Source organism: Listeria floridensis FSL S10-1187 (genome assembly GCF_000525875.1).
GTDB lineage: Bacteria > Bacillota > Bacilli > Lactobacillales > Listeriaceae > Listeria > Listeria floridensis.
Map to the genome: position 1 here is coordinate 1 of NZ_AODF01000010.1, position 15,330 is coordinate 15,330.

The following is a 15,330-nucleotide window of genomic DNA, read 5'->3' on the forward strand; positions in this document are numbered from 1 at the left end:
ATTCACGATAGCCAAGTACTCATCCCTTTAATGGAAAAACTTCGTCAAAAATACCTACCCGAAGTGGTGGTAATGGATGCAGGTTACAAGACGCCAGCGATTGCCCATTATCTGTGGGGAAATCAGATGGAAGCGGTGCTTCCTTATACCCGGCCTCGAGGAAAAGAAGGCTTTTTCACGAAACGGGATTTTATGTATGACGCGTGGTTAAATGCGTTTCATTGTCCGAATAATCACCTTTTGTCCTATGTCCGTCTCAACCGAGAGGGTTACTACCTCTATAAATCCAACCCAACCCTTTGTGAAGGATGTACACTTCGCACAGAATGTACGGAAAGCCGAGTCTATGAAAAGAGTTTGACTCGCCACCTATGGGAAGCTGACCTTGAACGATCGGAGGACTTACGCCATACAGAACGCCACAAGGCGTTCTATAAAAAGCGAAAAGAAACGATTGAACGATGTTTTGCCGATGCAAAAGAAAAGCATGGTATGCGTTATGCGACGTATCGCGGATTAGCGAAAGTCACACTGCAAGCCACGCTTACTTATACTGCCATGAACCTGAAAAAACTGGCTTTATGGACGTGGAAGAAGTCTTGTTCTTCTTCGAGTTTTTTCATTCTGAGAGCTAAAAACGACAATCCCGTCTTTTTTTCATTTTGGAATTGTCGTTTTTCAACAGTCTGACGCACCGGTGAACGGTGCGTTTTTTTTATTTGCGTTTTCGATGAATCTTTTGTAGTACGTTTAAAATTGGTCGATAATCATCGCCAACCAGCCCAATAAACTCGACTATGACCTCAATACAAACTAGCATTAACAGCAGTAAGATAACAGAACCCCATGTTGTCGAAACTGAAAACACAAAGGCCGTTAAAGAAAATAGCAAAGCCATTGAATAAATAAGCAAAACAGTTTGCCTTTCAGTAAACCCAAGCGCCATCAAACGGTGATGTATATGCGAGCGGTCTGCCGAAGAAATTGGCATCTTTTTCTTCATCCGCCGTATGATGGCAAAAAAAGTATCTGAAACAGGTACGCCTAAAATAATCAGAGGGACAAGAAGCGAGATGAATGTTACATTCTTGAAGCCCATTAATGAAAGTACAGCTATCATATATCCTAAAAAGAGCGCACCAGTATCCCCCATAAAAATAGAAGCTGGCGGAAAGTTAAACACCAGAAAAGCAAACACAGCCGCCACTAAAATGATGGCCACGGGAGCTACAAACATGTCTTTCAAAAGCAGGGCCATTCCAGCAATAGTCATCAAAGCAATGATCGAAATCCCACCAGCAAGGCCATCCAAACCATCTATCAAATTCAACGCATTAATGATCGCTATAATCCAAATAATGGATATAGGAATTGAAAACCACCCAAACTCGAAAGGACCGTAAAATGGCACATTGATAAACTCAATCACAACATTTCCCCAAACAGTGACACATAAAGCAGCCAATACTTGCCCAAGCAATTTTAACTTAGGAGAAAGTTCAATGATATCATCAATTACTCCAGTTATTACAACAATAGTAGCACCCACGTATACTGGCAAAAAGCCGGTTCGATCAATTGGCGCTAGAAAAAAAAACGATCGAAAAGCTAATAAAAATTAGCAAGTCCGCCAAGAGTGGGCGTGGTTCTCTTATGATTATGGCGCTCACGCGGTGCATCGACAGCCCCAATAAATGTGGCAAAACGGCGTACGATCGAAATAAGAATAACGCCTATAATAAATGCTAAAATAACCCAAATGTACAAACTCACTTCAGCTCCGTTCATTAATCTAGCAGAATGGTCTCAGTAGATTTCGTAAAACGTTTCAGCGCTTTATAATCAATCTCAACACCAATCCCTACCCCTTGAGGTACATGAATCTTACCATTTACAAGTTCAAAATCTTTTTTTATAATATCTTCTTTAAAGTATCGTTTCGTAGCAGAAATATCCCCTGGAAATTTAAACTCCTTGCGCGCCGCAAGAGCAAGATTATGCGCCCGACCTACGCCAGCTTCAAGCATACCTCCGCACCAAACGGTCATTTGATGCTTCTCACAAAACTCAGCGATTCGAAGTGCTTCATGAAATCCACCCACACGCGCCATTTTTAAATTTACAGCCTGGCAGCTCCCAAATGCATAGGCTTGCTGTACATCTCCTAATTCGCGGATATTTTCATCTAGACAAATTGGAGTTCGTATTTTTTGCTGCAACTTCGCATGCAGCAGAAAATCACGCGTCCCAAACGGTTGCTCAATCATAGCAAGATCAAAATGATCCATTTTAAGAAGGATATCAAATTCAGCCTCTGTATATGCGGAGTTTGCATCTGCAAACAACACAAGATTGGGAAACTGTTCTCGAACAGCCGCCAGATAGCTTAAATCCTGCCCCGGTTTAATTTTCATTTTGACGCGTGAATAGCCTTCTTCAACGAAATCAGCTACCGCGCTTAACAAGTCCGCTTCACTGTTCTGAATTCCAATGCTCACACCAACGGCTACCTCATCATTTTCTGCTCCGAGAAGCTTCGCAAGGCTCACACCTTCTCTTTTAGCGAACAAATCATAACAAGCTGATTCAAACATCGCTTTCGCCATTTCATTCCCTTTAATCCATCTGAAATACTCACTCACTTCTTCTGGTGCAGAAAAATTCTGTCCTTGCGCTTCATTCAATAAAAGCGAAGTTAAAATTAATTTTGCCCCTTCAAGTGTTTCTTCCGTATACTCAGGTAAAGGAAAAGCTTCAAGTTCTCCGTATCCAACATTTCCTTTTTCATCATAAAGCTCTAACAAATAAAAGCTTTTTTCAAGAGTAAGTCCATAACTCGTGCGAAATGGTGTAACAAGCGGCAGATGGACTTTGTAGAGACAGGCTTTTCTTAGTTTCATCGACTCACACTTTCACGCTGCTTTTTTTCGTGACTCACAGCACGCAAAAAAACGCGGAAGCGCTAGAAAGCGACGCCACCTGGATGGGTTCGTTGCAATTCGGTACAACCATTCCAAGCGTAGCTTAATCATAATTTTCGGCGCCCGCTTCACAGTACCTGATAAAATATCAAAAGAACCACCGACTCCCATAAAAATACCCTTGGAAAAAGCAGACAAATGAGATTCGATCCATTTTTCTTGCGTTGGGGAACCTAGCGCTACAAAAATAAAATCCGGTTCACCTGCTTGAATTTCTGCTACAATGGCTTCATTCTCTTCTTCAGTAAAATAGCCATGTCTACATCCAACAACCTCAAGCTCCGGATAATTTTTACTTAGCATCACAGGAAGTGCTTTACTTACCTCCGGCTTTGCTCCCAAAAAGAAAATCTTCATTTTCTTGTCAGCCGCTTGCTTTAGAATTCCTATCATTGTATCAAAACCTGTGACACGTTCTGATAAAGGCAAACCAAGTTTTTCAGCCGCCATTATAATTCCAATACCATCAGCAGTAATATAATCTGCTTGCTGAACAACTTTTTTAAACTCAATATCATTTTTAGCACTCATTACAATTTCTGGATTGGCTGTCACTACAAAACGTCTATATTCATTTTCTGCATCTCTTAACAATTCGTCAATGAATCTCTCTTGAGTTGTACGATAAAACGGAATGTCTAAAATGTCTACTGTTTTATTTTCCATAACAAGCTCCTAAATAATCTATATAAATTAGTTTATCATAAAAACGATGCGCTTCCTATTCTATTTCCTGGAAGATAAATAAAAACTGCAGACAATAAACAACATTATCTGCAGCAAGATTACTTATTCAACTGGATTAGTATTCTGAACATCTCCAAGAGCATAGGTTTGTTCTTCGCCTTTTTTATTGGAGCTCAGATAGCGAACTCTCCGTGCAAGAACTTCCAATACATATATCCGTTTCTCTTCTTTATTCAGATAGCTTCGCGTCTGAAGTTCACCGGCTATTCCAATCATTGTTCCCTTTCCGCAATACTGCACCATTTCTTCGGCTCGCTTTCCCCACACAACACAAGGAATAAAGTCAGCATCTTGTTCGTGTCTTTTTGCCCTTCCAAAACGGTTTAGAGCCAGCGTAAAGTTTAAAACATTTTTCTCATCAGCTGTTTGCTGCAGTACAGGATCTTTTGTTAGTCTTCCTACAAGTGTCACTTGGTTAATCATACTTGGCACCTCTTTTCTAAATATAGAGGTTAAGCTTACCGTCTTTTTACTTTTTTGTAAAAATAGCAAAATCAATTTTCCAATGACTATTAAGCTTAAAACTAGCCGAATTCCACAAGTAAAATTTCTGTTTATACCCTTTAATTCTTGAAAAACTCTTTTTTAGCTTCTTTACTATTTCACATACTATGTTAAACTAAAAAAACCCGATTCCGAAGAACCAGGCTTTTGCTTTATTCAACTTCACTAAGCGCAACCATAATTTCGGCTTCACATACGATTTCATCCTCAACAGTTGCTTTTACATTGGCTTTTGCAATCGCACCGCGTAGACGTGTGATTTCTGCTTCGAGGCGAAGCTGATCACCAGGAACTACTTGTCTTTTAAAGCGACACTTATCAATTCCGGCAAACAAGCCGATTTTGCCTTTGTTAGCTGGATCTTGAATAACTGCAATTCCGCATGTTTGCGCCAGAGCTTCGACAACCAAAACCCCCGGCATAACAGGATATTCTGGAAAATGCCCGTTGAAGAACGGTTCATTTGCCGATACGTTTTTAATCGCTACCACTCGTTTTCCTTCTTCGAGTTCGATAACACGATCAACTAGCAAAAACGGATAACGATGCGGCAAAAGTTCTTTAATCTGTTTAATGTCTAACAAATTCAATCCCTCTTTCTCAGTCAAATTTAAAGCCATCTGCGTTTTTTCTTACCTAGCGATTCCAATAAAACACCTGTTCCAAGCGCCACAACATCGAGCGGACGTTCCGTGATTAAGACTGGCACTTTAAGCTGTTCGGCCATCAAATCAGACAACCCAAACAGAAGTGACCCGCCACCGGTCATGATGATACCACGATCAATAATATCAGCTGAAAGTTCGGGTGGTGTTTTCTCAAGAACTTGCCTAGCAGAATGTACAATATTGCTTAGTGATTCGCGTAACGCTTCTTCGATTTCATCGCTTGAAACTGTGATGGTTTTTGGCAAACCACTCACTAAATCTCGCCCACGAATTTCCATCGTCTCATTTTTCAATCCTGATAGAGCAGTTCCTATCGTCATTTTCAGAGTTTCAGATGTACGTTCTCCGATTAGTAGATTATATTTCCGTTTTATGTATTGCAAAATATCTTGATCCCACTGATTCCCAGCAACTTTCACAGATTGACTGGTTACAATTTCGCCCATTGATAAAACAGCAATATCCGCGGTTCCTCCGCCAATATCAATGACCATATTGCCGCTCGGCTCAAAAATTTCCATTCCTGCGCCAATTGCAGCTACTTTTGGTTCTTCTTCTAAATAGATTTGCTTGCCACCGCTTTTCTCAGCCACTTCACGAATGGCTTTTTGTTCAACTGAAGTAATATTTGTTGGACAACAAATTAAAATACGCGGTCGTGAAAAGAAAGTTTTCAAATTTAGCTTTTGCAAGAAAAAATGAAGCATTTCTTGAACCATATCAAAATCAGCAATGACACCGTCCTTCATTGGTTTGATTGCTGTAATATCTCCTGGTGTTCTTCCAACCATGTTGTATGCTTCTTCTCCAACAGCTAGAACCTGTCCAGTTTTATTATTAATTGCTACAACAGAAGGCTCATTGATTACTATTCCCTGTCCTTTAACATGAATTAAAACATTTGCTGTTCCTAAATCGATCCCTACATCTTTAGCCAAAATGATTCCCCTTTCTTTGTTGTTTCACACTCTCTTCACATCTCATTTTGAATTATAGCACAATTTGAGCATCGCTGAAATGCTTTTCTTCACAATTTTTACCAAACAAAAAAAGAGCCCCCTATCCAGGACTCTCATATCTTTGAAGTTTATTTCATTTCAAATACAGATTCTAAACCTTTTTCCTTCACTACTTCATCGTCAACACGTTCGATATCCGCACCAAGAGCTCTTAATTTCAGATGAAAATCTGTATAACCGCGGTCTAAAAATTGAAGTTCCGTAACTTGAGTGTATCCTTCTGCTTTAAGACCTGCCAAAATAAGCGCTGCAGCTGCGCGTAAATCTGTTGCCGCAACTTCAGCTCCTTGGAGTTTAGCTGGACCGTTGATAATGACAGAATGTCCTTCAATTTTCATATCCGCATTCATTCGGCGCATTTCTTCAACATGCATAAAGCGATTCTCAAATACTGTTTCAGTCATCACGCTTGTACCTTCGCTAAGCATTTGAATAACCATCATTTGCGACTGCATATCAGTAGGAAATCCAGGATGTGGCATTGTCTTCACATCAACAGGTTTCAATTTTTCAGGACCAATAACACGGAGGCCATTTTGTTCTTCGATAATTTGTACACCCATTTCTTCAAGTTTAGCAATGAGAGAGCTAATGTGTTCTGGCACGGCATCTTCAACAAGAACGTTACCACCAGTAATTGCTGCTGCAATCATGAACGTTCCTGCTTCAATCCGGTCAGGAATGATCGAGTGTTCCGTTGCGGTTAACTCGTTTACACCTTCAATGCGAATAACTTCAGTTCCTGCACCAATTACACGAGCTCCCATTTGATTCAAGAAATTAGCGAGATCAACAATTTCAGGTTCTCTAGCTACATTTTCAATGACAGTTGTTCCTTCAGCTAAAGTGGCAGCCATCATGATATTTTGTGTAGCCCCTACGCTTGGAAAATCTAAATAAATCTTAGCCCCTTTTAATTTATCAGCAGACGCTTCAATATAGCCATTTTCAATTTTTACAGTCGCACCCATTGCTTCAAACCCTTTTAGATGCAGATCAACTGGTCTTGAACCGATTGCACAACCACCTGGGAGTGCAACACGCGCATTACCTGTGCGTGCTAGAAGCGGCCCCATAACGACAATCGAAGCACGCATTTTACGAACATATTCAAAAGGCGCATCTGAAGAAATTTCTCCTGTTGCATCAACTGTTACAACATCATTTTCAAACTGCACATCTGCTTGCAAATATTTAAGTACTTCGTTAATGGTATAAACATCCGATAAACTAGGTACATTTTTAAGAACACTTTTTCCTTTACTTGCCAAAAGAGTTGCAGCAATTACAGGCAAAACAGCATTTTTAGCTCCTTCAACCTTCACGCTACCATTTAATTGTTTTCCGCCACGTACTATTATCTTTTCCAAAACGATCCCTCCGTACTACTCTTACTTCTAATCATCTATTTTACTCATTTACTAGTTAATATTCATCAAAATACATATACATCTTGATCATTTTACCATCATTAAACCCTACATTCAACTTTATTTTTCCACTGTGTATTTCTTTAATCATTATATATGATTTATTTCTATATTTTTCACTAAAAACCATCATTTAAAACATGTTTATGAAGGAACATGAAAAAGTTGTTTGAATACTACTAAAAAGTCAATAAAAAAACTGCTTAGCAGATAACCAATGACGATAGATAAAATCGCAAATAGCAGTCTTGCTTGAACAACATGATTTTTTCGCAAAAGCTTTTCATAATTAATTGCTTGTAGAGCCCAAAATGTAATGACAATGAATACCAAATGTGAAATAATAATCGTCATTGGCTGCTCTGCAATGATACTATACAAGTTCTTCACTCTCCCAGTTAAACATCCTTTTATATTCTACCAAAAAAAAGCGTAAAAATACATTTTATTGTCTCCATACAAAAAACCTTCAATCCGTCACGGATTGAAGGTCTTCACTTAATGATTTTTCGTATGAATTCGATTGATTGCTTTTTGCAGAGCAACTTGTGCCATAACAGCATCCACTTTTTGCTCTTTTGCTTCATTCAATCTATCCTCAGCACGTTGTTTCGCGCGCTCAGCTCTATCAATATCAATATCTTGCTCACGCTCAGCTGTATCAGCTAAAATATTGACTTCTTCACCGTTTACTTCCATGAATCCTCCATTTACAGCTATCCACTCTTCACCTGAATCTTGTTTCAAACGAACAATATCAATTTTAAGCGGAGCTACAAGTGGCACGTGTCCATGCAAGATACCAAGTTCACCAGCTTTAGTTCTAGCGATTACCATATTTGCTTTGCCTTCAAAAACAGGTCCATCTGGAGTAACGACACTTACTTTTAGTTCACTCATACGTATCCCCTCCTGTTTTTATTAGACTTCGATTCCTTGGTTTTTAGCTTTTTCAAGAACTTCTTCAATACGTCCAACTGAACGGAATGTATCTTCTGGAATATGATCATATTTGCCAGCTAAGATGTCTTTGAAGCCTTTGATTGTTTCTTTGACTGGTACATACGATCCAGGTTGCCCAGTGAATTGTTCTGCAACATGGAAATTTTGCGACAAGAAGAATTGAACGCGACGAGCACGTGCAACTGCTTGTTTGTCATCATCAGACAATTCATCCATCCCAAGGATAGCAATGATATCTTGAAGTTCACGATAGCGTTGCAACAGCTGTTGAACTTGAGTTGCTATTTCATAATGCTCTTCTCCAACAATTTCCGGCGAAAGAGCACGTGATGTCGAAGCAAGCGGGTCAACCGCTGGATAAATCCCTTGTTCCGTTAATTTACGCTCAAGGTTTGTTGTTGCATCTAAATGCGCAAATGTTGTGGCTGGAGCAGGGTCAGTATAGTCATCGGCTGGCACATAAATCGCTTGAATCGATGTAACTGAACCAACATTTGTAGAGGTAATACGTTCTTGGAGCTGACCCATTTCAGTAGCAAGCGTCGGCTGGTAACCAACGGCTGAAGGCATACGTCCAAGTAGCGCTGACACTTCTGAACCGGCTTGAGTAAACCGGAAAATATTGTCAATGAACAAAAGAACATCTTGATGTTCTACGTCACGGAAATATTCAGCAATTGTGAGACCTGTTAAGGCTACACGCATACGCGCACCTGGCGGCTCATTCATTTGCCCAAACACCATGGCTGTTTTCTCAATAACGCCAGAGTCTTTCATTTCAAAATAAAGGTCATTACCTTCACGTGTACGTTCTCCAACACCCGCAAAAACAGAAATACCGCCGTGTTCTTGCGCAATATTATTGATCAATTCTTGAATAAGTACGGTTTTACCAACACCGGCACCACCGAACAAACCAATCTTACCACCTTTTACATATGGAGCTAACAAATCAACAACCTTAATTCCCGTTTCAAGAATTTCCGTTGTAGTTGAAAGTTCATCAAAAGTTGGTGCTGAACGGTGAATTTGATTGCGCTTCACATCAGCGCTAATTGGCTCATCCAAGTCAATCGTGTCTCCAAGCACATTAAATACACGTCCTAATGTCACTTGTCCAACAGGAACTGTGATTGGACTTCCTGTATCGACAACGTCCATACCTCTTTGTATACCATCAGTGGATGCCATCGCAATTGTACGAACAACATCATCACCTAATTGAATCGCTACTTCTAAGGTAAGACTTTTTGTAGCTTTTTCTTCTGACTGAGCTTGATATTCCACAGTTAGGGCATTATAAATTTCAGGCAAATCTCCGCCTTCAAATTTAACATCGACTACTGGGCCCATTACTTGGATTACTCGTCCTTTCGTCATGCGATTATTCCTCCTCACTTACCTCCCCATTACGGGGTCGTGCGGGCTAAAGTCGATTTCAAATAGTCAAAACTATTCGAGTGCGGCTACACCACCAACGATTTCGGTAATTTCTTGCGTGATCGCCGCTTGGCGAGCACGGTTATATTGAAGCGATAAGTCATCAATTAAATCCGTTGCGTTATCTGTCGCGCTTCGCATTGCTGTCATTCTGGCAGCATGTTCAGCAGCCTTGGCATCGAGTAACGCACCAAAAATTAAGCTTTCTACATATTGTGGAAGCAAGACTTCTAAAATTTCTTGCTCCGACGGTTCAAACTCATAGACGGTCAAATCTTGTTCGGCTTCATCCTCTGAGGCATGGAACTCCGTCAACGGAAGAAGTTGCTCACGTCTAAGCTCACTCGAAATCGAATTGATATGGTGAATATAATGGATAAAAAGTTCATCATAAACGCCGTCTTCAAACATTTGTACCGCATTGCTTGCAATGTCTTTAATTTCGGCAAAAGCTGGATGATCAGACACTCCTTGAATTTCAAGGACAATATTCATCCCACGAGCCTTAAAGAAGTCACGTGCGTTTCGTCCAATTGCGATAATCCCATATTCATCATTCGAACTATGTCGAGTTGAGATTTCTTGATAGACTTCTTTAATTACAGAACTATTATACGAACCCGCCAGACCTGTATCCGAGGTAATGATAATGTAACCCGTTCGTTTCACCGGTCTGGAAACAAGCATCGGATGATCCGAGCTGTTACCAGTCGCAGCAACATGAGTAACCACATCACGAATCTTCGAAACATATGGCGAGTATGCTCTAGCATTAGCTTCAGCACGTCCAAGTTTTGAAGCGGAAACCATTTGCATGGCTTTTGTGATCTGACTTGTTTTTTTCGTTGAATTGATTCGTTGTTTGATATCAATTAAAGATGCCACAGATTTTCACCACCTTTATCCTTGCCGTTCTTTTAGAAAGAATTAGTTTTCTTCACTTGGAACGAAAGTATTTTTAAATTCATCAAGCGCACTATTCAGCTTAGCTTCATCAGGAAGCGATTTTGTTGTCCGGATTTCTTCCAAAAGCTCAGAACGATTATGGTCAAACCATGTATTCATCTCAGACTCGAAACGAAGTACGTCATGAACCGGAATATCATCTAGATAATTATGGATTAGTGCATATAAAATCAGAACTTGTTTTTCTACTTTTAAAGGTTTGTGTAAATCTTGTTTAAGCACTTCTACTGTACGCTTACCGCGTTCCAGCTTCGCACGTGTTGCAGCATCTAAGTCTGAACCAAACTGCGAGAATGATTCAAGTTCGCGGTAAGCAGCTAGATCAAGACGAAGTGTCCCCGCAACTTTTTTCATCGCTTTAATTTGCGCGGACCCACCAACACGAGATACCGATAGGCCGGCATTAATTGCTGGACGCACACCCGAGAAGAATAAATCAGATTGCAAGAAGATTTGTCCATCCGTAATCGAGATTACATTCGTCGGAATATAAGCTGAGATATCTCCTGCCTGTGTTTCAACAAACGGGAGCGCAGTAATCGAACCGCCGCCAAGTGCATCACTAAGTTTAGCCGCACGCTCTAAGAGACGCGAATGCAGATAGAAAACATCCCCTGGATACGCTTCACGACCTGGCGGACGACGAAGTAGCAAGGAAAGTTCACGATAAGCTGCTGCTTGTTTTGATAAATCATCATAGACAATCAAAACATGCTTTCCGTTATACATGAATTCTTCTGCCATTGCAACACCAGCATATGGAGCAAGATATAGAAGCGGTGCTGGTTGGGAAGCCGCAGCTGTTACAACAATTGTATAGTCAAGCGCACCATGTTTACGGAGCGTTTCAACTGCAGTACGAACTGTAGATTCTTTTTGACCGATTGCAACATAAATACAAATCATGTCTTGGTCAGCTTGATTCAAGATGGTATCAATCGCAACAGATGTTTTACCTGTTTGACGGTCACCAATAATCAGCTCACGTTGCCCGCGTCCGATTGGAACTAGAGCATCAATTGCTTTGATACCTGTTTGAAGCGGTTCTGATACCGATTGACGCTGCATAACACCAGGTGCAACAGCCTCAATTGGCCGAGTTCCAGTTGTTGCGATTGGACCTAGACCATCGACAGGTTGTCCAAGTGAATCAACAACACGTCCGATCAAGGCCTCGCCAACTGGCACCTCCATGATTTTTCCAGTGCGGCGAACTTCATCGCCTTCACGAATACCAGTGTAAGGGCCTAAAATGATGATACCAACATCATTTGTTTCCAAGTTTTGGGCCATACCCATTACACCATTTGAGAACTCAAGCAGTTCTCCGGCCATTGCATTATCAAGTCCATGAGCACGCGCGATACCATCACCGATGTAAGTAACCGTACCTACTTCACTTACTTCTAAATCGCTTTGATAGTTTTCGATCTGCTGCTTTATAATGGAGCTGATTTCTTCAGCCTTAATGCTCATCAATTTCACCCCTCATAAAACGGGAACTAGGCTTTAATTTGCCGTTCCAAGTTCTTTAATTTCATTTTTAGACTATCATCATAAATTTGGGTTCCAATAACCACGCGAACACCGCCAATTAAGGACTTGTCAACATGATTGTGGATACGAAGTTCTTTTTTACCCAGTTTTTTTGCAAAAACAGCAGAAAGTGATGCTTTTTCCTGATCAGAAAGCGGGATCACGGAATAAACTTCTGCTTCAGCAATACCGTGCAGATCATTGACACGCTTCGCATAAAGATCGGCAATCGTCGCCAAATAATCTTCACGTCCGCGATCAATCAGCAAAAAGATAAAATCTCGAAGCGTTTCGTTAGCTTCTTTAAAAACCTCACCAGCAAGATTTTTCTTTTGCTCAGTCGTAAGTGTTGGATTTTCAAGCAGTTTTACAAAATCTTGATTTTCTGCCAAAGCTTGTTTAATCACGCTAAATTCTTCACCGAATTCCGCAATTAAATCCTTTTCAGTAGCTACTTGAAAAATGGCTGTAGCGTAGCGACTTGCAACTTCCAAATCTTTACTCATTTGTCATCGCCCAGCCTTTCGATATAATCTTGGATGATGTCGTTCTGTGCTTTTTCATCCAGATTTTTTTCGATAACTTTAGAGGCAATCAAAACAGATAAGGAGCCGACTTGCTCGCGAAGAGCCGAAATAGCTTCTTCTTTTTCGCGGACAATTTCGTTTTTCGCTTCTTCTTTTAGTCGTTCCGATTCAGAACGCGCTGCTTTGATAATTTCTTCGCGTTCTTTTTCTCCAAGCTGCTTAGCATTTTCAATCATTGTTTGCGATTCAACCCGCGCTTGTTTCAATACTTCGCGCTGTTCTTCAAGCAGTTTTTCCGCTTGAGAACGGCTTTCTTCTGCTGAATCAATTTCAGAAGCAATATGCTCTTCACGTTCTTTCATAACGTTCATTAGCGGTTTCCATGCAAAAATACGGATAATAACTAATAAAAGCGCGAAAGTAAAGAGTGTAAATAAGCTATCGCCTATTGTAAAAGCAGAACCTACTACTAAATGTGGTTGTAACACGCCTGTTTCACTCCTTTCCAAACATTCGCTAAAACTTGTTTACAAATTTCTTCAAAGAAACGGGGAAAAACCCCGATCTTCTGCACGATCTGGGCTCTAAAATTATTTATTAAGAACCATGAACGCGATAACAACAGCGATGATTGGAAGGGCTTCAACTAAACCGATACCAATGAACATGATTGTTTGTAGCATAGAACGAGCTTCCGGTTGACGAGCAACACCTTCAACTGTTTTTGAAACGATAAGTCCGTTACCAATACCTGCACCTAGTGCACCTAAACCTACTGCGATTGCAGCTGCAATAACACCTAAAGACATAATTAATATCCTCCTTAAAATTCCTGTTTAGTTTGTTTAATTTATAAATTAATGTTCATCACTAACTTTGTGCGACATATAAACCATTGTCAGCATCGTAAAGATATAAGCTTGGATTGCTCCGATAAAGACGGAGAAGCCTTGCCATAATAGTGCTGGAATGATAGCAAGTACACCCGTGAAGATGTTGATATGCGCAAGCTGTGTTGCGATGATCGAAAGAAGTACTTCACCAGCAAAAATGTTACCGTAAAGACGTAAGCCGAGTGTGAGCGTGTTTGCGAACTCTTCTACAATTTTTAGCGGGAACAAGAATTTCATCGGACTCAAGTACGTACCCATGAAATAGTGTTTAAATCCTCGCATTTTTACCCCATAGTAATGCGTAAGCGCAAGGACCATGATCGCAAGTGTCAACGTTACGATCGGATCAGCTGTGGGTGAACGCCACCATACTTCATCGTGAATAGCAACAGATGTAACAACACCTAGCATATTCGCTACGAAGATGAACATTATAAGCGTAATCCCTAAGACATGAAATCTTCCACCAGTTTTCCAGTCCATATTGCTACCGATAATTCCGCGAACGAAATCCATTACCCATTCAATGAAATTTTGTTTTCCAGTTGGACGGCGTTTCAAGTTGCGCGTACAGATAATCGCGATTGCGAGGACGATTATGCACGTGATGGTAATCATCAGCAAGTTTGAAAGATTAAAATCCAATCCTAGAAAATGGACTATGGGAAAGTTTTCTTCCAATTTGGTTCACCCCTCTCTTTTTGTTAACTTTTTTCTCCGATATAAGGAATAGAATAAGAAATCTAAAAAGATAACTGCATATGCAGCTCCAAGACCGAGCAACATACTATAAATGTGGAAGTATTCAGGAATCTGCGTTGCAATAATTGTTGCAAGCAAAACGCTTCCCATTCTCGCTACTGTTCCCATACCGTAAAAATTTTTATTTTCAGCAAGAGCCTTTGTCATAGCTTGCGTTCTCCTCATCAAAAGCCAGTAATTGAACCAGCCGACGATGAGTCCCAGTTTCAGTCCCAAGAAGATATGTACATATGGAGTGAGAAACCAGCCAACAAGGCAAAAGCCAATAAACACGACAAGATACTTCTGATGACGATGGTACATTCCTATTAGCGATTCTAACATTCGGTGCAGTCCTTTCTGTTTTTCCTGCGTTTTTTATTCAAAATAAATGAAAAACGCAAACCTGTTCGGAGCAAGCAGTCAAAACTTTGTGAAATTCGGCACATTTCGCGCCTTTGATCCTTTTCCTAATGACACATGAAAGCCTTAACAATGTGTCCACTTTAGCATACAACAGCAAAAAGATAAAAGTCAACAACGTTTCACAAATTCATAAGCGCCTACTCCCCTATAGTATCATATTTTTCAGGCGTTCAGAAAACATTTGATTGTTTTTTTATTTACTTTTTTGTAAATCCCGATTGTCTAAAATCTGCCATCAGAATAGCCTTAAGTCAACACCTCCGATACAAGAACAAAACCTCTGCTGTAGTCCTCAAGTACAGCGTTTCACAAACCATAAAAAAAGAAAAAAGCCTTTCACACCTAGTAAAAGACTTCCATTTCTATTTCAGAGATCATGAAACCGAAAGTTCTTTTCCAGTGAAAAAGAACGGAAAAAACTGGACTTATTCATAACTCCGTTCTGAAACTTCCAGGCTGCATGAGCAAATTTGTCGGCAAAACTTCTAG

17 protein-coding genes and 1 pseudogene are annotated in these 15,330 nt (G+C 40.3%); 1 reads left to right on the forward strand and 17 read right to left on the reverse strand.

Features of this window, described 5'->3' with window-relative positions:
- Positions 1-690: transposase (locus tag MFLO_RS05505; protein WP_036096917.1), on the forward strand; the 690-nt coding region annotated here is incomplete at its 5' end.
- Positions 691-715: 25 nt separating this feature from the next.
- Here MFLO_RS05505 and MFLO_RS05510 read toward each other — a convergent pair.
- From MFLO_RS05510 to MFLO_RS05590, 17 genes and pseudogenes are all read right to left on the reverse strand, one after another.
- Positions 716-1,788: pseudogene (locus tag MFLO_RS05510) on the reverse strand (glycosyltransferase family 4 protein).
- Positions 1,788-2,900: an o-succinylbenzoate synthase gene (gene menC, locus MFLO_RS05515; RefSeq protein WP_036096919.1), complete on the reverse strand. Its 1,113-nt coding sequence runs from the start codon at positions 2,898-2,900 to the stop codon at positions 1,788-1,790. Before menC ends, MFLO_RS05510 begins: the two are co-directional and overlap by 1 nt.
- Positions 2,901-2,912: 12 nt before the next feature.
- Positions 2,913-3,647, reverse strand: coding sequence for a WecB/TagA/CpsF family glycosyltransferase (locus tag MFLO_RS05520; protein WP_036096921.1), 735 nt, complete (start codon positions 3,645-3,647; stop codon positions 2,913-2,915).
- Positions 3,648-3,770: 123 nt separating this feature from the next.
- Complete coding sequence (locus MFLO_RS05525; protein WP_036096922.1) at positions 3,771-4,151, reverse strand: single-stranded DNA-binding protein; 381 nt, start codon at positions 4,149-4,151, stop codon at positions 3,771-3,773.
- A 233-nt stretch (positions 4,152-4,384) separates the two neighbouring features.
- Positions 4,385-4,816: a 3-hydroxyacyl-ACP dehydratase FabZ gene (fabZ, locus tag MFLO_RS05530; protein WP_036096991.1), complete on the reverse strand. Its 432-nt coding sequence runs from the start codon at positions 4,814-4,816 to the stop codon at positions 4,385-4,387.
- A gap of 26 nt (positions 4,817-4,842) precedes the next feature.
- Entirely contained in the window at positions 4,843-5,838 is a 996-nt protein-coding gene (gene mreB / locus MFLO_RS05535) for a rod shape-determining protein MreB (RefSeq protein WP_036096923.1), read from the reverse strand.
- A 149-nt stretch (positions 5,839-5,987) separates the two neighbouring features.
- Positions 5,988-7,289, reverse strand: a complete 1,302-nt coding sequence (gene murA / locus MFLO_RS05540; protein WP_036096924.1) for a UDP-N-acetylglucosamine 1-carboxyvinyltransferase — start codon at positions 7,287-7,289, stop codon at positions 5,988-5,990.
- 204 nt (positions 7,290-7,493) lie between these two features.
- Positions 7,494-7,730 carry a DUF1146 family protein gene (locus tag MFLO_RS05545; protein WP_036096925.1) on the reverse strand — a complete coding sequence of 79 codons (237 nt, stop codon included), beginning with the start codon at positions 7,728-7,730 and terminating at the stop codon, positions 7,494-7,496.
- Positions 7,731-7,847: 117 nt separating this feature from the next.
- Positions 7,848-8,249 (reverse strand): F0F1 ATP synthase subunit epsilon, encoded by a 402-nt coding sequence (locus tag MFLO_RS05550; protein WP_036096926.1) that lies wholly within the window; start codon positions 8,247-8,249, stop codon positions 7,848-7,850.
- 21 nt (positions 8,250-8,270) lie between these two features.
- Positions 8,271-9,692, reverse strand: a complete 1,422-nt coding sequence (gene atpD, locus MFLO_RS05555) for a F0F1 ATP synthase subunit beta (protein WP_036096927.1) — start codon at positions 9,690-9,692, stop codon at positions 8,271-8,273.
- Positions 9,693-9,764: 72 nt separating this feature from the next.
- A complete protein-coding gene (locus tag MFLO_RS05560; protein ID WP_036096928.1) occupies positions 9,765-10,637 on the reverse strand; it encodes a F0F1 ATP synthase subunit gamma in 873 nt (290 codons plus the stop codon).
- Between the two features lie 42 nt (positions 10,638-10,679).
- The gene (atpA, locus tag MFLO_RS05565; RefSeq protein WP_036096930.1) at positions 10,680-12,194 is read right to left on the reverse strand and encodes a F0F1 ATP synthase subunit alpha; all 1,515 of its coding nucleotides are present in this window, start codon (positions 12,192-12,194) and stop codon (positions 10,680-10,682) included.
- A 26-nt stretch (positions 12,195-12,220) separates the two neighbouring features.
- On the reverse strand, positions 12,221-12,760 hold the full coding sequence (locus MFLO_RS05570) for a F0F1 ATP synthase subunit delta (RefSeq protein WP_036096932.1): 540 nt from the start codon (positions 12,758-12,760) through the stop codon (positions 12,221-12,223).
- On the reverse strand, positions 12,757-13,269 hold the full coding sequence (gene atpF / locus MFLO_RS05575) for a F0F1 ATP synthase subunit B (protein ID WP_036096934.1): 513 nt from the start codon (positions 13,267-13,269) through the stop codon (positions 12,757-12,759). The genes MFLO_RS05570 and atpF overlap by 4 nt, the downstream gene beginning before the upstream one ends.
- A gap of 102 nt (positions 13,270-13,371) precedes the next feature.
- Entirely contained in the window at positions 13,372-13,590 is a 219-nt protein-coding gene (gene atpE / locus MFLO_RS05580; protein WP_003723467.1) for a F0F1 ATP synthase subunit C, read from the reverse strand.
- A 48-nt stretch (positions 13,591-13,638) separates the two neighbouring features.
- Entirely contained in the window at positions 13,639-14,355 is a 717-nt protein-coding gene (atpB, locus tag MFLO_RS05585; RefSeq protein WP_036096937.1) for a F0F1 ATP synthase subunit A, read from the reverse strand.
- A gap of 6 nt (positions 14,356-14,361) precedes the next feature.
- Positions 14,362-14,760 (reverse strand): ATP synthase subunit I, encoded by a 399-nt coding sequence (locus tag MFLO_RS05590; RefSeq protein WP_036096939.1) that lies wholly within the window; start codon positions 14,758-14,760, stop codon positions 14,362-14,364.
- Positions 14,761-15,330 lie beyond the last annotated feature (570 nt).